The 18,518-nt window shown below is 48.6% G+C and carries 22 protein-coding genes; 13 read left to right on the top strand and 9 right to left on the bottom strand.

Annotation, left to right across the window (positions count from 1 at the left end):
* Nucleotides 1-5 precede the first annotated feature (5 nt).
* From B2U97_RS08275 to B2U97_RS08285, 3 genes are read right to left on the bottom strand one after another with little or no spacing between them, the layout of a single operon-like run.
* Nucleotides 6-530, bottom strand: coding sequence for a protein disulfide oxidoreductase (locus B2U97_RS08275; RefSeq protein WP_286830414.1), 525 nt, complete (start codon nucleotides 528-530; stop codon nucleotides 6-8).
* A complete protein-coding gene (locus tag B2U97_RS08280) occupies nucleotides 520-2,604 on the bottom strand; it encodes a protein-disulfide reductase DsbD family protein (protein ID WP_286824128.1) in 2,085 nt (694 codons plus the stop codon). Before B2U97_RS08280 ends, B2U97_RS08275 begins: the two co-directional genes overlap by 11 nt.
* A 49-nt stretch (nucleotides 2,605-2,653) precedes the next feature.
* The gene (locus tag B2U97_RS08285; protein WP_011233477.1) at nucleotides 2,654-3,034 is read right to left on the bottom strand and encodes a hypothetical protein; all 381 of its coding nucleotides are present in this window, start codon (nucleotides 3,032-3,034) and stop codon (nucleotides 2,654-2,656) included.
* A gap of 180 nt (nucleotides 3,035-3,214) precedes the next feature.
* Here B2U97_RS08285 and B2U97_RS08290 point away from each other — a divergent pair, with 180 nt between their 5' ends.
* From B2U97_RS08290 to B2U97_RS08300, 3 genes are read left to right on the top strand one after another with little or no spacing between them, the layout of a single operon-like run.
* Nucleotides 3,215-4,759, top strand: a complete 1,545-nt coding sequence (locus tag B2U97_RS08290) for a YifB family Mg chelatase-like AAA ATPase (RefSeq protein ID WP_286824127.1) — start codon at nucleotides 3,215-3,217, stop codon at nucleotides 4,757-4,759.
* A 48-nt stretch (nucleotides 4,760-4,807) separates the two neighbouring features.
* Nucleotides 4,808-5,089, top strand: coding sequence for an ADP-ribosyl-(dinitrogen reductase) hydrolase (locus B2U97_RS08295; RefSeq protein WP_286824126.1), 282 nt, complete (start codon nucleotides 4,808-4,810; stop codon nucleotides 5,087-5,089).
* A gap of 29 nt (nucleotides 5,090-5,118) precedes the next feature.
* Complete coding sequence (locus B2U97_RS08300; protein ID WP_011233479.1) at nucleotides 5,119-5,457, top strand: hypothetical protein; 339 nt, start codon at nucleotides 5,119-5,121, stop codon at nucleotides 5,455-5,457.
* Nucleotides 5,458-5,574: 117 nt separating this feature from the next.
* On the opposite strand, the gene ltaE is transcribed toward B2U97_RS08300, so the two are convergent.
* Nucleotides 5,575-6,597: a low-specificity L-threonine aldolase gene (gene ltaE, locus B2U97_RS08305; RefSeq protein ID WP_286824125.1), complete on the bottom strand. Its 1,023-nt coding sequence runs from the start codon at nucleotides 6,595-6,597 to the stop codon at nucleotides 5,575-5,577.
* Between the two features lie 128 nt (nucleotides 6,598-6,725).
* On the opposite strand from ltaE, the gene B2U97_RS08310 reads away from it, so the two are divergent.
* The 4 genes from B2U97_RS08310 (at nucleotide 6,726) to B2U97_RS08325 (ending at nucleotide 9,799) form a co-directional block, all read left to right on the top strand.
* Nucleotides 6,726-7,691: a PLP-dependent cysteine synthase family protein gene (locus tag B2U97_RS08310; RefSeq protein WP_286824124.1), complete on the top strand. Its 966-nt coding sequence runs from the start codon at nucleotides 6,726-6,728 to the stop codon at nucleotides 7,689-7,691.
* Nucleotides 7,692-7,720: 29 nt separating this feature from the next.
* Nucleotides 7,721-8,893, top strand: coding sequence for a cystathionine gamma-synthase (locus B2U97_RS08315; protein ID WP_011233482.1), 1,173 nt, complete (start codon nucleotides 7,721-7,723; stop codon nucleotides 8,891-8,893).
* Between the two features lie 214 nt (nucleotides 8,894-9,107).
* Nucleotides 9,108-9,338, top strand: coding sequence for a hypothetical protein (locus B2U97_RS08320; protein WP_050731324.1), 231 nt, complete (start codon nucleotides 9,108-9,110; stop codon nucleotides 9,336-9,338).
* 29 nt (nucleotides 9,339-9,367) lie between these two features.
* On the top strand, nucleotides 9,368-9,799 hold the full coding sequence (locus tag B2U97_RS08325; RefSeq protein ID WP_011233484.1) for a VOC family protein: 432 nt from the start codon (nucleotides 9,368-9,370) through the stop codon (nucleotides 9,797-9,799).
* An 18-nt stretch (nucleotides 9,800-9,817) separates the two neighbouring features.
* On the opposite strand, the gene B2U97_RS08330 is transcribed toward B2U97_RS08325, so the two are convergent.
* The gene (locus B2U97_RS08330; protein ID WP_272989464.1) at nucleotides 9,818-10,777 is read right to left on the bottom strand and encodes a threonine ammonia-lyase; all 960 of its coding nucleotides are present in this window, start codon (nucleotides 10,775-10,777) and stop codon (nucleotides 9,818-9,820) included.
* A 62-nt stretch (nucleotides 10,778-10,839) separates the two neighbouring features.
* Here B2U97_RS08330 and B2U97_RS08335 point away from each other — a divergent pair, with 62 nt between their 5' ends.
* On the top strand, nucleotides 10,840-11,448 hold the full coding sequence (locus B2U97_RS08335; protein ID WP_272989462.1) for a YjaG family protein: 609 nt from the start codon (nucleotides 10,840-10,842) through the stop codon (nucleotides 11,446-11,448).
* On the opposite strand, the gene B2U97_RS08340 is transcribed toward B2U97_RS08335, so the two are convergent.
* The gene (locus tag B2U97_RS08340) at nucleotides 11,396-11,698 is read right to left on the bottom strand and encodes a membrane protein (RefSeq protein ID WP_011233487.1); all 303 of its coding nucleotides are present in this window, start codon (nucleotides 11,696-11,698) and stop codon (nucleotides 11,396-11,398) included. The genes B2U97_RS08335 and B2U97_RS08340 overlap by 53 nt on opposite strands.
* Nucleotides 11,695-12,276 (bottom strand): 16S rRNA (guanine(966)-N(2))-methyltransferase RsmD, encoded by a 582-nt coding sequence (gene rsmD / locus B2U97_RS08345; protein ID WP_272989458.1) that lies wholly within the window; start codon nucleotides 12,274-12,276, stop codon nucleotides 11,695-11,697. Before rsmD ends, B2U97_RS08340 begins: the two co-directional genes overlap by 4 nt.
* A gap of 103 nt (nucleotides 12,277-12,379) precedes the next feature.
* Between rsmD and ftsY the strand changes: the two genes are divergently transcribed.
* The 5 genes from ftsY (at nucleotide 12,380) to B2U97_RS08370 (ending at nucleotide 16,659) form a co-directional block, all read left to right on the top strand.
* The gene (ftsY, locus tag B2U97_RS08350) at nucleotides 12,380-13,729 is read left to right on the top strand and encodes a signal recognition particle-docking protein FtsY (RefSeq protein ID WP_272989455.1); all 1,350 of its coding nucleotides are present in this window, start codon (nucleotides 12,380-12,382) and stop codon (nucleotides 13,727-13,729) included.
* Between the two features lie 2 nt (nucleotides 13,730-13,731).
* Nucleotides 13,732-14,409, top strand: a complete 678-nt coding sequence (gene ftsE / locus B2U97_RS08355; protein ID WP_011233490.1) for a cell division ATP-binding protein FtsE — start codon at nucleotides 13,732-13,734, stop codon at nucleotides 14,407-14,409.
* Entirely contained in the window at nucleotides 14,406-15,395 is a 990-nt protein-coding gene (gene ftsX / locus B2U97_RS08360; protein WP_011233491.1) for a permease-like cell division protein FtsX, read from the top strand. The genes ftsE and ftsX overlap by 4 nt, the downstream gene beginning before the upstream one ends.
* A gap of 145 nt (nucleotides 15,396-15,540) precedes the next feature.
* Entirely contained in the window at nucleotides 15,541-16,401 is an 861-nt protein-coding gene (gene rpoH / locus B2U97_RS08365) for an RNA polymerase sigma factor RpoH (RefSeq protein WP_034818946.1), read from the top strand.
* A complete protein-coding gene (locus B2U97_RS08370; RefSeq protein ID WP_082815434.1) occupies nucleotides 16,402-16,659 on the top strand; it encodes a YkgJ family cysteine cluster protein in 258 nt (85 codons plus the stop codon).
* Here the strand turns inward: B2U97_RS08370 and B2U97_RS08375 are convergent.
* Together B2U97_RS08375 and B2U97_RS08380 are read right to left on the bottom strand one after the other, a co-directional pair.
* The gene (locus B2U97_RS08375) at nucleotides 16,616-17,371 is read right to left on the bottom strand and encodes a divergent polysaccharide deacetylase family protein (RefSeq protein WP_286824117.1); all 756 of its coding nucleotides are present in this window, start codon (nucleotides 17,369-17,371) and stop codon (nucleotides 16,616-16,618) included. The genes B2U97_RS08370 and B2U97_RS08375 overlap by 44 nt on opposite strands.
* Nucleotides 17,371-18,516 (bottom strand): murein hydrolase activator EnvC family protein, encoded by a 1,146-nt coding sequence (locus B2U97_RS08380; protein WP_286824115.1) that lies wholly within the window; start codon nucleotides 18,514-18,516, stop codon nucleotides 17,371-17,373. The genes B2U97_RS08375 and B2U97_RS08380 overlap by 1 nt, the downstream gene beginning before the upstream one ends.
* Nucleotides 18,517-18,518 lie beyond the last annotated feature (2 nt).

The following is an 18,518-nucleotide window of genomic DNA, read 5'->3' on the forward strand; positions in this document are numbered from 1 at the left end:
TTACTTCAAAAAAACTGGTGAAACCAAAGACGAATAAACAAACCGGGAGGTGTTGTGACTCCGGCTGTCGCCGAAACAATGTCACCGTTTTCAATAATGATGATGGTTGGCGTGGCAGATACCTGCCAGCCGTTTGATACGCGGTTGAGGTTGTCGTTAACAATAGGAAACTCATACCCTTTCGCCTGCGCGTAATGCTTCAATTTGTCATTGTTGCCAGAGCGCAGTGCCACGCTAATGGTCGGGTAGTGGTTGCCAACGTAATCAACTGTAGGCGAGACCGCCGGGCAAACAGGGCACCAGGTTGCCCAGAAATACAGCACAACCGGGCTGTCCTTGCTCATCTCGCGTAAGTTGTATTGCTCGCCGTTTATGTCCGTTAGTGACGACAGCTCAGCCGGCACAGACTCCGGCACGTCACTATTACGAAAGGAATCGACTACGAAAGCGACGACCGAGAACAGGACAATATAAAGCGCTGCGGTTCGTAGCCGCTTTGTCCACGACGTTTTGGCTTTGTTATTGCTCACGAGCATCCTCCAGCGCGTCCATGACTTTGTCTTTACTGAGCACTACGGGCAGCGTTATACCGTCCGGAGCGCCGGGTCCGTAGACTTTGTTAAAGGGCACACCAAAGGTATTGTTGGCCTTTAAGTATTGCGTGATGCGCTCGTTGGCTTTGGTCCAGTCGCCGCGCAGGCGGGTAACGCGCTCCTCACCTAAGGCAGTAAATACCGGGTCTTGCAGTAATACGCCGATTTTATTGGCTTGGCAGGTCACACACCAGTCTGCGGTCACATCCACAAACACGGTTTGGCCACTGGCAACGGCTTCATCAATGCGCTGCTGGGTTAGTGGCTGCCATTGGTGGTCCTGCGGTAGTTTGTTGACCCAACGGTCCGCGGTAAGAACTAATGTCGTACCGACAACGGCAGCTAATACCAAAAAACCACCAATGGATAAAAATAGCGCCTTGCGGCCATGCACTTTACCAATAATGACTAAAGTGAGGGCGGATAAACCGACGGTTATCGCCAGGAATACTTCGTTGCTGATAAAGTTTTTCAGCAAAGTTGTCAGCCAGACCGTGGTTGCCAGCATCATAATGGCAAAAACGGGTTTCACCCATTGCATCCAGCGACCGGGTTTGGGCAGTAATTTTGCGGTTCTCGGGAACACGGCTATAAGTAACCAGGGTAGCGCCATACCAACCCCAAGCGCGGCAAAAATCAGCAGAATAACCGATGACTCAGCAGCTAATGCAAAGGCCACTGCGGTGCCTAAAAAAGGCGCTGTACAAGGTGTTGCCAAAAAGGTGGCCAGCATGCCTTGCAGGAAGTGCCCTTTGTAGCTGTCATCGCCGGCGGTTGCTGCACTGGTACTCAAAGAAGACGGCAATTTAAACTCAAAGGCGCCCATTAAGTTCAGTGCGAACAGCCAGGTAATAGCCACTAGTGCGGCAATAAAGTAAGGGTTCTGAAATTGAATACCCCAGCCGACAGAACCGCCTGACCAGCGAAGCGCCATAAGCCCCAGGGCAATGACCAGAAACGAGCTGATAATACCTAATGACGACGCGAAAAACTGCTTACGCACGACCTTCGGTTCTTGTACTCCTGACAGCATCAGGCTCTGAACTTTCAAACCCAGTACCGGCAACACGCAAGGCATAATGTTCAAAATAAGCCCACCAGCTAATGCCATAAGTAAAATGGCCCACAGCGGCGGTGCGTTATTAGCAATAGTGCCTGCGGTTAGCTGAATCTTATATTCAGCGGCAAACTTTTCATCACTGACTGTCGCTATAAGTTCAGCGCCGTTTAGGTCCGGCAGATCCAGCCAGTGACTAACGTCAACATTGGCCGTGAGCGAATTGCTTTCCACCTGAATATCTGGTGATGAAAACTCTGCGTCGGCCAAAGTCTCGTCGTTGCTGTGTATAAACAGCTGTGGGTTTTGCCAGCCACTGTCACGCTCTATGGTCAATTGAACGCGCTGGTTGGCGTCGGACCAAATAGCCTGCTTCACGTTATTGCTGTCGTATTCGCGAGGCACCTTGCCCGTGGCCTGATTAAAGGCAAACGCGCGATCACTGTCGACGGTCAGGGTGTCCAGATCAACGTGCAAGTCAATTGGGTAGTCCGTTAACACACAAACGGTGGTACAGGACGACATAGTCAGTGTACCGCTAATGTTTGCCTGCCGGGCATCGGGGCTTAGTTGTACCATTAACGGAAAGGTCAACGATCCCTGATACCCAACGGTATCAATACCCTGAATGCTGTAGCGCGAGGGCACCGGCCAGTGCCACTCAATATCGTTAATATTGGCTGATTTAGCCCAGTCAAAGGTTGGCGGTATGCCGCCTTCGCCGGGTGAACGCCAGTAGGTTTTCCAGCCTTCATCCAGCTCAACATGCAGCAGGGCGGGTAGTAGGTTGCGCTCAGCTTCATAGTGGCCGGTCAGTTCTAGCTTCACCGACACCGGTGGATGATCTTCATGACTCAGCCAACCGGTAGACGGCGTTTCTGCTAGGCTTTGCGCGCTGTAAATCAGCAGCGCAGCAATAAGCGATACGAGCCATAACGGTAAAATTTTATTCATACATTACTCCTGAAGTTAGTATTCCAAAGGTAAAAACCTGTTGGAAGCCTTACTCCAGAAAGCAACAAAATACGGCGTGGGGTCGCCTTTTACAGGAAAAGAAAAAGAGGGGAGGCGCTAATTGCTTGTTCACAGTGGCTTTCAGCGCCAAAGTCAGAAGAACAAAGAAAGACAGTGCCGCGTAGGTTATGTCTGACTTGAATTGTTGCAATAAGTGCGTTGTCTTGTCGCAGTCGGCTTCGGCGCCTTCGTGTTTTGCTTCCAGGTCCGCATGGCTTCCTACAAGCTGTTCAGCCGCGGGTGCAGCCTGATGCTTAGGACAGCCTTCCAGCCAACCAAAGTTTTGTCCCCAACACAGCATAAAAACCAGGAATAGCAATGGTGCTATATACCGACCTTTTCGACACTGTTGATTCAGTTGGTGGAACATGGCTTTTGGTGACCCTTGGTTATTCGGTTTACTCTTAATTAAGGCAAGATGATGACAGAAGTGGGTATAAAAGCAAGTGAGAGAAGGAATGATATCGGTCGTTGCTTGAAGTGTTTAGCTTACAGACAGGAATTTTCCCAAGGCTTATAGTTACGCCGTTGTTTAGTCACGGAGAGACAGATGGCGTTAGCGCGAGTTTATACCCGGGCATTGATAGGTATTCATGCGCCGGAAATTCGGGTTGAAGTGGATCTGGCAAGGGGAATGCCAGGCTTTACTATGGTCGGCATGCCGGCAACCACGGTTAAGGAGGCTCGTGATCGGGTCAAAACCGCCTTGATGAACGCGGGATTTGAATACCCGCCAGCCACGCGTGTTACAGTGAATTTGGCGCCAGCGGATATCCCCAAAACCGGGGCGCGTTATGATTTGGCCATAGCGGTGGGGATATTGGCGGCTTCGGGACAAATACCGGACAGTATTTTAGAGCAAGCAGAATTCTATGGTGAGCTGGCGTTAACCGGCGAGTTGCGGGCTGTGAATGGTTTAATCCCAGCCTTATTGGCGTGTCGTAATAAAAAGCGGCAGGCGTTTGTGCCTATTGCTAACGAGCAGGAAGCCGGGTTAGTACGTGAACAAAAGAGCTGGTTGTCGGCCGATTTGGTCAGTGTTTATGAACATTTGCACGATCACCAGCCACTGAGGGAATCAAAGCCGATAAATTGGGCAAAGGAATCATCGAACCATGATGGCGACTTAGCCGACGTGGTTGGGCAGGAGCAGGCAAAACGAGCTTTGTTGTTGTCGGCGGCCGGTAAGCACCACTTGTTGTTCGTCGGGCCACCAGGTACGGGAAAAACCATGCTGGCGCAACGGCTTAATGGCATATTACCTCCACTGACCGAGCAGGAAGCCATGGAAATTGCGGCGGTTAAGTCGGTGTCTTTTGATTACCATCATGCGGACGCTCTGACCCGGCGAGAACTGAGATCTCCTCATCATACTTGTACTGCTGCGGCGTTGGTCGGAGGGGGCGCGGGTAATTCTGTTCGTCCGGGAGAAATATCCTTAGCAAACAATGGGTTATTATTTTTAGATGAGATGCCCGAGTTCAGTCGACATGTATTGGACTGCTTACGTGAACCACTCGGAAGTGGTGAAATTACCATTAGTCGTGCAGGATACAACGTCAAATTCCCGGCTAATTTTCAGCTGGTTTGCGCGCTGAACCCTTCGCCCTGCGGTCAATTCGATGGCTCTTTAGCTAACTGCCGGTCCACCCCGGATCAAATTCTAAAATATTTAAGCAAGCTGTCGGGCCCCTTGTTAGACCGTATTGATATCCAGGTCATGGTACCACGAGAAACGGAATCAATGAGTCTGAATGGTGGAGCTAAACGCAATAGCCAAATGACTTCTGCAGAAGCAAAAAGCTTAGTAGAGAAAACCAGGCAGCGCCAAATACAGCGACAGGGTTGTCTGAACAGTGAAATAAAGCCCAAAGCGCTGAAGCAAGTATGCGAGCTGTCAGATAAAACAGAAGCGTTTTTAGCAAAAGCCTCAGAGAAAATGAAGCTTTCGCATCGGGCTTATCATCGTACATTACGCTTGGCCCGAACCATTGCTGATTTGGCTGAGAGTGACGCCATTGAGCAGCAGCATTTAGCCGAAGCTCTCAATTACCGATCCCTAGATCGACTCATTGATCAGGTGCAAAGCTTGTGATTATTTTGTATATACAAACGTGTTACGCTACAATTCAATGGAGGAGTTGTGCTGGAAATTAGCGATAAAGTTAGGGAAAAACTAAGAAACAAGCATAACGTCTCAGAAAGCATGATCAGAGAGGCTTTTGCAAATAGACAAGGTGGCTTCTTGAAAGATCAAAGAGAGAAGCATGGCACCATTCCACCTACTCAATGGTTTGTATCCGAGACAGATAACGGGGTAAAGCTAAAAGTTTGCTTCATTCATTCTAACGGAGCTATCTATATAAAGACTGCTTATGAAGCTAATTCGTTAGAGCAAAGAATCTATGAAAAGTATGGAAGCTAAAAATATCCCGGCATGAATTGGAGAGTCGTATGAAAAAAGAAGATATCAGAGAAGCGGTTGAGCAAGATGAAAAATGGGATAGTGGTGAATTAGGTCAAGAAGAAGCTTATGTAGAACGTGTGGGATTTGACCAGGCAATTGAAGATGCAATCAATCAGTCTGTGCGACTGCGGCCTATATCTATTCGTATGGAAGAAGAGCTCATCGACGATTTGAAGACCATCGCAGAGCATTATAACTTGGGATACCAACCGTTAATTAGGCAACTCCTGAAGCGATTTGTGGCATCGGAAAAGAAAGTCCTGAAGCAAAGAGCTCAGGTCATGGAAATCAAGGGCCCAGAAGATAAAGAAGCCGAAGAAGGGTAGCCTGACGCTATTGCGTCAGATGCGATTTGCCTGTTTATACCAAGAGGTAAGAATTACCATTGATGGTTAGCTTGACACCCCACCTGACGTGAACGTCAGGCTACGAAGCCAGCAACCTCAGTGCTCGCTACTAAGCCACTGTTTGAACAATTCGACAAAACGCTCCAGCTGTTCGCGGCTGACATCCAGATGGCACACCAGTCGCAGCTTTTGGCCGCCGGGCAGCTTAATGTCGTGTTCTGCCATCAGTTCCCGCAAGCTGTCCGCCGGTAAACTGTCCGGTAGCTCGACAAAGGTCATGTTGGTACCGGAATAGCCGACTTTGGCTTCGGTACCTGCCAGCAACTCAGAAAGTTGTTCAAACAACCATTTCGCGTTGTCGTGGTCCTGCTGTATACGCTCAAACTGATGCGTTAACGCGTAATCAATGGCTACGGCAACAAACCCGGCCTGACGCATACCGCCGCCGACCATTTTGCGCCAACGTCGAGCGCGGGCAATTAATTCTTTTGAGCCTGCCAGCAGTGAACCAATAGGCGCACCAAGACCTTTTGAACAACATAGAGACACGCTGTCGAAAGGCGCGGCAAGTTCCGCCATGCTGCGGCCGCTGGCAATGGCGGCATTAGGTAAACGTGCGCCGTCTAAATGCATCGACAAACCATTCTGGTCCGCCAGAATTCGGGCTTTATCAAAATAAGCCTGGTCAATCAGTTGCCCGCCGTGGGTATTTTCAAAAGCCAGCAACCGGGTAATAGGAAAGTGCGGATCGTTAGGTTTTATCCGTTGTTTAATGGTGTCGAGTGACAAGGTTCCGTCGGCTTCTACCTCAATGGTCTGTGGCACTATGCTGCCTAAAACTGCAGCGCCGCCGGCTTCGTACCGGTAAGTGTGATATTCCTGGCCCACAATGTATTCTTCGCCATTACGGCAGTGGCTCATTAACCCCAGTAAGTTACTTTGGGTACCCGAGCTGCACAGCAAAGCATCTTCTTTACCCAGCAATTCAGCCACCCGCTTTTCCAGCGCGTTAATTGACGGGTCTTCACCATAAACATCATCACCGACGGTCGCTTCGGCAATGGTGGTGCGCATAGCAGCGCTGGGAAGGGTTACGGTATCACTGCGTAAATCCAGCATAACAGCCTCATTTTGGGGTTAGTTATAACAACTATCATCCGGTTCTAAGCGCAAGGTTGTTTAGCGAGCTCAGTCAAGGGATAATGGCCTAATATTGAACCAGACACTCGACAACAAAGCGAGCCAATATGAAAGTTTTTAATAATGTAATGGAAATGGTCGGCAACACGCCAATGGTGCGCGTTACCAATATGGACACCGGCCCGTGCGAGCTGTATTTAAAACTCGAGCTGCAGAACCCGGGCGGCTCTATTAAAGACCGTATTGCGGTGGAAATGGTTGAACAGGCTGAAAAGCAAGGCAAATTAAAGCCGGGCGATACCATTATTGAAGCGACGGCCGGTAATACCGGACTGGGTCTGGCGTTAGTGGCGGCGAGTAAAGGCTATCCGCTGAAAATTGTTATGCCGGACAAAATGAGCCAGGAAAAAGTAAACAACCTGCGTGCTATGGGTGCGGAAGTGGTACAGACGCGTTCCGATGTGCAAAAAGGCCACCCTGAATATTATCAGGACATGGCGGCGCGCATGGCGGAAGAGAACGGTTATTACTATGTTAACCAGTTTGAGAATCCGGCAAACATCGATGCTCACTACAAAACCACTGGCCCGGAAATTTGGGAACAAATGGAAGGTAAACTGGATGCGTTCGTTTGTGGTGTTGGCTCTGGCGGAACCTTAACCGGTGTTGGCCGTTATTTACGCGAACAAAAAAGCGATATCGACTTAGTGTTGGCTGATCCGGCAGGTTCTATTTTAGAACCACTGGTTAACCGTAACGAAGAAGTGGAAGCTGGCAGCTGGTTGGCCGAAGGCATTGGTGAAGATTTTATCCCGACCATTTGTGATATTAAATTAGCCAATACTGCATTTGCTATTTCTGATAAAGAAGGCATGCAAACCGCGCGTAAAGTACTGGAAAAAGAAGGCGTTATGGTGGGTTCATCAAGCGGAACTTTAATTGCAGCGGCGCTGCGTTATTGCCAACAACAAACCGAGCCAAAACGCGTTGTGACGCTAGCTTGTGATACGGGTAACCGTTACTTGTCCAAACTGTTCAACGACGACTGGATGCGTGAGCAAAACCTGCTGTAATACTTGTTGTAAATTAAGGAACCTGAATCATGGCAAATGAAAAGACAATGAAATTCGCGACGCGCGCCATTCATGGTGGGCAGTCTCCGGAGCCTGTTACCGGTGCGGTAATGCCTCCTATTTTTACCAGCTCTACCTATGCTCAGGAAAGCCCGGGCCAGCACAAAGGTTTTGAGTATTCACGCTCACACAACCCCACGCGTTTTGCCTGGGAACGTTCGGTTGCATCGCTGGAAGGTGGCAAGCAAGGGCTGGCTTTTGCGTCTGGTATGGCAGCAACCTCGACCATTCTGGAACTGCTGGACAGCGGCGACCACATCGTTGCTATGGACGATTTATACGGCGGTAGCTTCCGCTTATTCGATAAAGTGCGCGGACGCTCTGCTGGCCTGAAATTCTCTTATGTCGACTTAGCTGACTTAAGCGCAGTGGAAGCCAGCATTCAGGACAACACCCGCATGATTTGGGTCGAGACGCCAAGCAACCCGATGCTGAAACTGGTCGACATTGAAGCCATCGTTAAACTGGCGAAGAAAAAGAACCCGGACATTATTGTGGTGGTGGACAACACCTTCGCTACGCCGTTTAACCAGCGTCCGCTGGAGATGGGCGCAGACATGGTTATGCATTCGGCAACCAAATACCTCAATGGTCACTCTGATATGGTCGGCGGTATTGCTGTTGTGGGCGACAATGACGACCTGGTTGAGCGTATGCTGTTCTTACAGAACTCAGCAGGTGCTATTGCCGGTCCGTTTGACTCATACCTGGCACTGCGCGGCGTGAAGACGTTGGCATTGCGTATGCGTCATCACAATGAAGCGGCAATGGAATTAGCTAAGTGGCTTGAGCAACACCCGAAAGTGGAAAAAGTCATTTACCCGGGACTTGAAAGCCATCCTCAGCACGAGTTGGCTAAAAAGCAGATGCAGGGCTTTGGCGGCATGATTTCTATTTTACTGAAAGGTGATTTAGAAGCGGCGCGCAAATTCCTGGAGTCGGTAGAAGTGTTTGCTCTGGCGGAAAGCCTGGGCGGCGTTGAATCGCTGATTGAGCACCCGGCTATTATGACTCACGCATCGGTTCCAAAAGAGAATCGTGAGAAGTTAGGCATTCTGGATAACTTCGTGCGGGTGTCTGTTGGTATTGAAGATCTGGATGATCTTAAAGCCGACTTAGACAACGCGCTTAATGCATTTTAATCGCTATTAACGATTAAAAATTCAATATTTAATATGTAAAACCGGCCTTTTGGTCGGTTTTTTACTTTTAATTTCATAGGCTTATACAAAGTTTTACAGTTTAGTCATAATTGAGTAGTCTTTATCTATCAGTAATTACTTGCGAGTAAAAGCTGATTTAGAACAAAAAACAGAAACGCAAAGACGTTTTTTAAATAACGAAAAGGAAAGACTTATGCTATTGAGCCTCATGGTACTCCAAGGACTCGTAGCCGCTCTATTGTTTTATACTTTAGTGGGCCAGCATCAGAAAAAACCACTATGGAATTTGTTAGCGGTATTAACCGCCGGTTTCATTCCACCGGTAAACTGGGCGCTTCTTGTGTTCGCTATTGGTGTCAGAATGTGGCGTCGTTCGCCGCAAACCAGTACACCACAAAACATAACGGCAAAGCTCAGCCATTAAGTGGCTAAAGAGCAAGGCAATTTAGCAGTATGTCAGACACAACTAATGTACGACCCTTTCATTTAGCCATTCCTGTCAGCTCACTCGATAATGCCCGTGCGTTTTATGGCGATGTGCTTGGGCTGTCACAGGGACGCAGCAGTGACGAATGGATAGACTGGAACTTCTTTGGTCACCAGTTTGTGACTCATGTAGCACCCAATGTTGCCGGTTTAAAAAATCACAGCGGCGTTGATGGTCATTCGGTTCCTGTTCCACATTTTGGCGTTGTCTTATTACGTGACGACTGGGAAGCGTTGGCAGAACGTGTGAAAGCTGCGGATATTGAGTTTGTCATAGAACCCTACATTCGCTTCAAAGGTAAGCCGGGCGAGCAGGGCACTATGTTCTTCTACGATTACTGCGGTAACGCGCTAGAATTCAAAACCTTCAACGACGACAGTCAAATCTTCGCAACCTAAGTTTTGATATAGGCTCGACTACTGGCGCAGCTTTATATCTTGCGGCTGCGCTGCAACATTACCACCGCTCAGCACCAACCCCACTCGTTTACCTTCAAATAGCGACTTATTTTGTATAACCGCAGCTAAAGCGATAGCAGACGACGGTTCCACAATAATTTTCAGATGATGCCAAATCAGCTTCATGGCGCTTAGGGTGTCTTCATCCTTCAAGACTAAGATATCGCTGATACGTTGCTGAATAATAGCAAAAGGCAATTCACCAACTTGAGTCAGTAAGCCATCGCACAGGCTTTTCGCGGGTAACGCCGGTTGCCGCTCTCCGGCTTTTAACGACAAGAAAGCATCATTCGCTAATTCCGGCTCCGCGCCGAACACTTGTATTTCGGTACCGTCGCAGGCAAGACAGGCACCTGAAAGCAAGCCACCACCACCCAGTGGCGTGATTACCGCATCCAGTGCGTCAGTTTGCTCCAGTAACTCAAGTGTTGCTGTGCCCTGACCAGCAATAATGTCGGCATGATCATAAGGCGGTATAAAGTGACTTTTACCTTCCTTTTGCCACTTGGCCACAATGGCTTCACGCGCTGCCATACCGGGTTCTATGTCGGTAGTTTCCGCACCACCGGCTTCAATATTTTGCCGTTTTATTGCGGGAGCATTAATGGGTACACCCACTTTTACTTTTACACCCAAAGCTTTACCTGCATGGGCTAATGCCGCACCATGATTGCCGGAAGACACGGTGATAACCCCTTGCTGGCGCTGCTCCGGGCTAAGCTTAAGTAGCGCGTTAGTGGCACCACGGAACTTAAAGGCCCCGGTACGTTGCAAATTCTCGCATTTGAAAAATAATTCGCAGCCCAATTGCTGATTTAACGCAGGGTTTGTCAGCACAGGGGTCTTGACGGTATAGCTATTAATTCTTTGCTGCGCTTGTACGACATCGGCATGGCAGGGGAGCGATAACTTCGGCATAATACGAGCCCTTAACGAATAAAACGACACAGTGATAAGCATACACTGTCTGGAGCCGGAACGTGAGTCAACTCGATACCTTTCAGCGCATACGCGAACTGCCGCGTGAACAGCAAATTGTTATGGCGTTATACCTCTGTGAACGTATGGTTCCAAACTATGACTTTTTTCATCAGCTAACGGGCTTTGGCGACAGTAAACCTTTGCACGGCACGCTAAATGCCTGCTGGGACTGGGTCGCGAACCCGAAGAAAACGAAGGTTAACTTTACCCGCTGGCAGGAAAAAGTCGACGAGCAAACGCCCAGTGAATACGGGCACGATATGCTGGGTGTCTACCCGGCAATGGATGCCTGCACGGCGTTGAGTACGTTGTTGCAGGGGCTGCTGGACGATAACGGATCTAACTTTCTGGATGTGGCAAAAATATCACAAGCCAGTGTGGCGAAATTTATTGAACTCAATGACGCCGAAGAAGTGGGTACCGAGCAGTTAAAAGAACACGTTCAGACACATGAGCTAATGGAATACGAAGTTGCGATTCAGCAGGCCATGATCAACTTTCTTGAACAACAGCCTGCGGTAAACAGAGCTTTGGTAAGCCAGTTAAAAATGATGCTTAACGACGAGGGGGTGTCGAACCTTGGTCTGGCTTTGGACGCTGAAGAATAGACAGCCAGGCGAAAATGCCAAAGGCCAGAATTTGCCAGCTGTCGCCTTTGCGCCAGGGAAAGGCTTCTTTCATAGTGGCAACAAAAATACCAAGCAGCAGCAAGTGAGTAATAACCATAATGGCTAATAATAAGCTCAGCAAACCAATGGACTGAGTGCTGAGCTCGCCGTTTGCTCCTGCAAGCAGAGCAAAAAGACCCAGCCAGATAACGGCAAAAACCACTTTGCCCGCAATAATAATAACTTTCATGCTATGTCCTTCGTCAGTAAGCGAAAGCAAACTTGTCCGTGAGTTTTCTCTTTGGTCACACGCCAGTTTGCCGGTAATTTCAATGGCCACTCTTTTTCTGTTTCCAGATACACCTGATTGTCGGCTGCCAGCCAGTTGCTTTCATCCAGTAGTTTTAACGTTTTATCAGCCAGCCCTTCGCGAAACGGCGGGTCAATAAAAACAATGTCGTAGGCTTCAGCGGATTGAGTTTGCAGCCAGTCGAGTGCGTTATGAGTAATAACATCAATGTTTTCGCTGCTTAACAAGCTGACATTATTCTGTAACTGCTGGCTGACGGATTTTACCGCTTCTATCAGAGTAACCTGCGCCGCTCCACGCGACGCAGCCTCGAAACCTAAGCTGCCACTGCCGGCAAATAAGTCCAGCACCCGGGCGTCGGTAATGTCCCACTGCAGCCAGTTAAACAGAGTTTCGCGCACGCGGTCCGTGGTGGGGCGTAAACCCGGGCTGTCGGCTACGGGTAAGCGACGACCGCGCCATTGTCCGCCAATAATCCGATAGTCGCCGCTGGCGCTTGTCTGGCGTTTTTGTCTCACTCTGTGGCTTCCTTTATTCAGACCGTCGTCAGTTTGTTAACAGCATGGTAAACTAAAGCCTATAGTTTAACGATTCCTGCGTGTCAGTTCCAAGGAAACCAATATGTCGATGTTTTCGCTGTTTAAGAAAAAGCGTAATGAAAAGGCACCCGAGGCCGAAGAGAAAAAAGAAGATGCAGTAGTAGAAGAACAAGAGCAGCCAGAGCCTGACTCAGAAGCTGAGCCTGAACCTAAGCGTCAGGACGAGCCGAAACCAGAAAGAATCGAGACACGCGAAGAATTGCCCAGTGCAGCTGACGACTGTGCGCAAGTGACTGCTGAATCGCATGCGGCAAAAACTGCTCCGGAAGCGAAAGAAGCAGCTCAACCTGAAGTGGTTAACGAGCCTGAGTCAGTTGTTGAACCAGAGCCAGAATCAGAAACTAAATCCGAAGCTAAACCTGAACATAAGCCAGAACATAAACCAGAACCAACCGAAGTCGCACCAAAAGAGAAGGGTGAGAAGAAAGGTTTCTGGGCACGTCTGACCCAAGGTTTACGCAGAACTTCCGGTTCTATCGGTTCAGGTCTTATTGGCGTATTCCGTGGTAAGAAAATTGATGACGACCTGTTTGAAGAACTCGAAACTCAGCTATTAATGGCAGATTTGGGTGTCGCGACCACCACCAAAATTATTGATAATCTGACAAAACAAGCTGACCGCAAGCAGTTAAAAGACGCGGAAGCTTTGTATGAGCTGTTACAAGAGCAGTTAGCCGAGATTTTAAAACCAGTCGATAAGCGTCTGGAGATACCGGAATCTGACTCGCCTTATGTGATTCTAATGACCGGCGTAAACGGTGTGGGCAAAACCACCACTATTGGCAAGCTGGCTAAGCAATTTAAAGCTGAAGGTAAGTCGGTAATGCTGGCCGCCGGTGATACTTTCCGTGCGGCGGCGGTAGAACAGCTTCAGGTGTGGGGCGAGCGTAACGACATTCCGGTTATTGCTCAGCATACCGGAGCCGACAGCGCTTCTGTTCTGTATGACGCGCTGCAGGCTGCTAAAGCACGCGACGTTGATGTGCTTATTGCGGACACCGCCGGACGCCTGCAAAATAAAGCCAACTTAATGGAAGAGCTGAAAAAACTGGTTCGGGTAATGAAAAAGCTGGACCCGGAAGCGCCGCACGAAGTTATGCTGACGCTTGACGCTGGTACCGGTCAGAATGCTATTAGCCAGGCGAAACTCTTTACCGAGGCTGTGGGCGTTTCGGGTATTGTGATGACTAAGCTCGACGGCACCGCAAAAGGCGGGGTGATTTTCGCGGTCGCAGACCAATTCGCTATTCCTATTCGCTATATTGGTGTGGGCGAAAGCTTAGAAGATTTACGGCCTTTTGTGGCAAAAGACTTTATCGCGGCGCTATTTGACCGTAACGTAGACGAATCAGAACAGACAACAGCGAGTTAATCATGATCCGCTTTGAGCAAGTCAGTAAAACCTATCGTGGAGGCCATCAGGCGCTAAGCCATGTCGACTTCCACGTAGAGCCCGGTGAAATGGCCTTTTTAACGGGTCATTCCGGTGCGGGTAAAAGTACCTTGCTTAAACTCATCAGCTTAATGGAAAGACCAACCGCAGGCCGGGTGCTGATTAACGGGCACGATTTGCGAAAGATTAAGCCCTCGCAAGTGCCTTATGTGCGTCGTGATATTGGCATGATTTTTCAGGATCACCGCCTGCTCATGGATAAAACGGTATTTGATAACGTTGCGTTGCCGCTGATTATCGAAGGCTACAGTGTTCAGGAGGCGCGCAAGCGTGTCGTGGCTGCGCTGGAGAAAGTGGGTATAGCCGACAAAGTAAAACACTATCCGAAAATGTTATCCGGTGGTGAGCAGCAACGAGTGGGTATTGCCCGCGCTATTGTGACTAAGCCACCTTTGCTACTGGCCGATGAGCCCACCGGTAACCTCGATCCTAAGTTGTCGATGGAAATTATCCGGTTGTTTGAAGAATTTAATAAAGTCGGTGTTGCTGTCCTCATTGCCACCCACGATTTAGGCCTCATTGCACGCTTACGCTACCGCACGCTAACTTTAAAAGACGGACGTATGATTAACGATGGTCTGGAGGACAGTGAACTATGAGTTTATTGTTCCGCAACCGCAGCATTGAAAAAGGTGCCAGTAATCGCGGCCGATTGCCCTGGTGGCGCAGACTCGTTATGGTTCCTGTGCATCATGCCCAGCAGGCCATTGCGAGTTTAGGCGAGTTGTGGCGTAATCCTTTTGCTTCTCTTATGACAATGGCGGTACTGGGGCTGAGTCTGACGCTGCCGTCGTCACTTTACGTGTTAGTCAAAAATACTACCAGTATTGCTGATAATTGGCAGGAAGCCTCTGAAGTTACCTTGTTTTTAAGGAAGGATCTGCAGCAATCTGAAGTCGATACATTAAAAACGCAAACGGAACTCTCCGAAGGTGTTGAGTCAGTGCGCCTTATTCCAAAAGAGCAGGGGTTGGAAGAGTTTAAGAAAGAGTCGGGCTTTGGTGAAACACTGGATTACCTGTCATCAAACCCGCTGCCGGACGTGTTGGTGGTTATTCCGGCTGAGTCGCATCGCTCACCGCAGCGAGCCGAGGAATTGCTCAACCGGCTGGAAAAACAGCGCGAAGTCGCTTACGCGAAAATGGACCTGGAATGGCTTAACCGACTACAGGGAATTCTCAATTTAATTGAAGATATTCTTGGAGCGCTGGCTGTGGTGCTGTGTTTGTCGGTGGTGCTTATTGTAGGGAATACGATTCGGTTAAATATACTGTCCAAGCGTGATGAAATTATGGTGATGAAACTGGTCGGCGCGACTAACGCGTTTATTCAGCGTCCTTTTTTATACACCGGAGTCTGGTACGGAATTATTGGCGGACTGGTTGCCTGGTTAGCTACCGCGTTACTGATCTGGTGGGTCGAGAGCGCCGTAGTAGATTTAACTGAACTTTACGAAACGCCTTTCCAATTAAATGGTCTGACGTTAGGCGAGCTGTTGATTATATGGTTGGTCGCTGTAGGATTAGGTTTAGCAGGTTCTTACTTAGCTGTAAGACGTCATATACAAAGCATAGAACCTGAATAAAATGGGGTTGCGAAAGCCATAGGCTTAGTTATACTGAATTACCTGATCTGCAATGATCATAATGGAACTTTTAGACTCAAAAAGGGTCTTAAAAGCTGACTGAAAAAGCAGTAATTAAGTCGGTATTTTAAGTAGAGGTTGTTAAATGAGCACTGAATTAAACACTATGGCATTATCGGTTCCCCAAGGGGCAGGACTCGACGGCTATATTCAGTCAGTCAACCGTATTCCTATGCTCACCGCCGAAAAAGAAAAGGCGTTGGCAACAAGATTATACGAGAACAGTGACCTTGATGCAGCGAAAGAACTCATCATGTCGCATCTCCGTTTTGTGGTACACGTAGCTCGTAGTTATTCGGGTTATGGTCTGCCGCAAGCCGATTTAATTCAGGAAGGCAATATTGGCCTAATGAAGGCCGTGAAACGCTTTGACCCATCAGTTGGTGTGCGTCTGGTGTCTTTTGCTGTTCACTGGATAAAAGCAGAAATTCATGAATACGTGCTGCGTAACTGGCGCGTTGTTAAAGTGGCAACCACTAAAGCACAGCGTAAGTTGTTCTTTAACCTGCGTAAAATGAAAAAGCGTTTAGGTTGGTTTAGCCAGAAAGAAGTTGAAACTGTAGCTAATGAGCTGGGTGTCAGTACTAAAGAAGTGCTGGAAATGGAAACTCGCATGAGCGCTCACGATCAGGCGTTTGAACTGAGTTCAGACGACGATGACTCGAAAGAGGGCAGTGCCTATTCTCCGGCTATGTATCTGGAAGACAAGCGTTCCGACTTAGCCGCAGAAATTGAAGCGGAAGACTACGAAAGCCATACACAGCAGAAACTGCTGGGTGCAATGAGTCACTTAGATGAGCGTAGTCAGGATATCGTCCAGTCTCGCTGGTTATCGGAAGACAAAACGACGCTGCATGACCTGGCAGCAAAATACGAAGTCTCGGCAGAGCGTGTTCGCCAACTTGAACAAAACGCGATGAAGAAACTTCGTCTCGCAATGAGCTAAATGAAGTGCCGCATTGGTTGCGGCGCTTGCTGCATAGCCCCCTCAATTAGTTCTCCCATCCCCGGTATGCCTAACGGCAAACCGGCGGGTGTGCGTTGTGTTCAACTCGATGACGATAATTTGTGTCGTTTATTTGGGAAGCCAGAACGGCCGAAAGTGTGTGGTGAGTTTTCTGCCGATGACTATGTCTGCGGCGAAACTCGCGAGCAGGCGCTTATTTTGCTGACGTCACTGGAAGAAGATACTCATTGCGGTTAACTACTGTGGTTAACTCAGATACGAATACCAATTCAATACCCTGCTCTTTTAATAATGGTAGTTGCTTTTGCAAAAAGCTGAGTGTTTCTGGGTAAGGATGTCCAATAGCTATGGCCTGTCCCTGATGTTTGGCTATACTCAGCAGTTGTTCAAATTGCTGCCGTAAATAGGGTTCATCAACTTGGTTATCAAGAAACACATGCCTATGTGATGTTCGTACACCAAATTCTCCCGCCATTTTTTCTGCAACGCTGAACTCAGATGTCCGGCTATCAATAAAAAAGAGTTTGCGCGCCGCCAGTGTTTCCATCACTGCCTGCATTGGCATGTGCAGTTGAGTTAACTTGCTGCCCATATGATTATTCACGCCAGTAACGTAAGGTATTGAGTCCAGCGCATCAACCAGTTGCAGTTTGATCTGCGCATTGTTCATATCCGCCGTAACCACGCCGGGACCCGGTCGGTTATTTTCAACGGCTTCCATTGGCATATGCAGTAGTATTTGTTTTTTCTGATGATGGGCACGTAAAGCAAAAGCGCGGGCATAAGGGGTATAGGGCAGCACTGCGAAACTGATATTACCGGGTAACAGAGCTGCTTTTAAATCGTTTTTATTATTGCCTATATCGTCGATAACAATGGCGATTTTAGAGGCGTAGACTGGAACCGACAGACACAGCAATAACCCCAAAGCTAGCACAAACCTTAACATTAGCGTATCCAGTTACTTGGGTTTTGTGGACGCCCCTGATGGCGAATTTCAAAGTAAAGTGCCGCACTATTACGTGAACCAGACTGACCCATCAGTGCAATTTCTTCGTCTTTACGCACTTTATCACCAACCGCTTTTGTTAATGTCTGGTTGTGGCCATATAAGCTCATATAACTCTCACCGTGGTCAATAACGATGACTAAACCAAAGCCTCGCAGCCAGTCTGCATATACCACACGGCCGTTAGCAATAGAGCGAACCGGTTGGCCGTTTTGTCCTTCAATGAGCACACCTTTCCATTCAAGCGGACCTTCGCGGCGTTGTCCAAACAAGCGTTTCACGTCTCCGTCACTTGGCCAGCGAAGTTGATTCTTGACTGCCTGCAGGCCAACCAGACGAACGTCTTTTTGCTGAGCCAGCGCGGTTTCAATGGCACTTAATACCTGCTCTAATTGCTCCCGGCTTTGCTCCAGCTGAGTCACCCGGGACCGGTCTTTACGTTGCTGCTGTTGCAGCTCTGCTAACTTCTCTTCCTGCCGGTGTTGCTGCTGCTCCAGTTGCGCGCGTTGTTCTTGTTGTTCGGCCTGTAAGCTCGCTAACTGGTTTTGTTGCTGCTTAAGTTGTTCTGTCAGCGTGGCAATTTCTTCCTGAGTGCGCCGAATAACTTCAATCTCTTCAACTCTGGCGGCATTCATGTATTGGTAATAGCTCAACATTCTTTCAAACTGGCCAGGGTCTTGCTGGTTTAACAGCATTTTCAGAAAGTCGTGTTTACCGTTCATATAAGCGGAAACCAGCTGATCTTCCAGTTGTGTCATCTGCTGCTTTTGTTTTTGCTTAAGCTCTTCGCGGCGTTGTTCTGAGTCAGCTATTTCTGCAGTAATTTCTTTAAGTTCGGTTTCGGTCTGGCGCAAAGAGCCGGCTATTTCTGAGGTTTTTATTTCCAGATCACGCAGTTGTCGTTCAGTTGAGTTTAGTGCACTGCTTCGCTCTTCTATAGCCTGTAAACGCTTAGCCAGTTCCTCTTTAACCGCTGCAATTTCGGCTTGAGTCGAGGCTTTATCATCCTCGCTATAGTCCTGCGCTAAACCGGGGCTGATAACAACCAGCCCCAGCGCCACTGCCCAAAACAGCCTTATTGGCATAA

The organism is Idiomarina sp. UBA3176 (assembly GCF_002364295.1).
GTDB lineage: Bacteria > Pseudomonadota > Gammaproteobacteria > Enterobacterales > Alteromonadaceae > Idiomarina > Idiomarina loihiensis.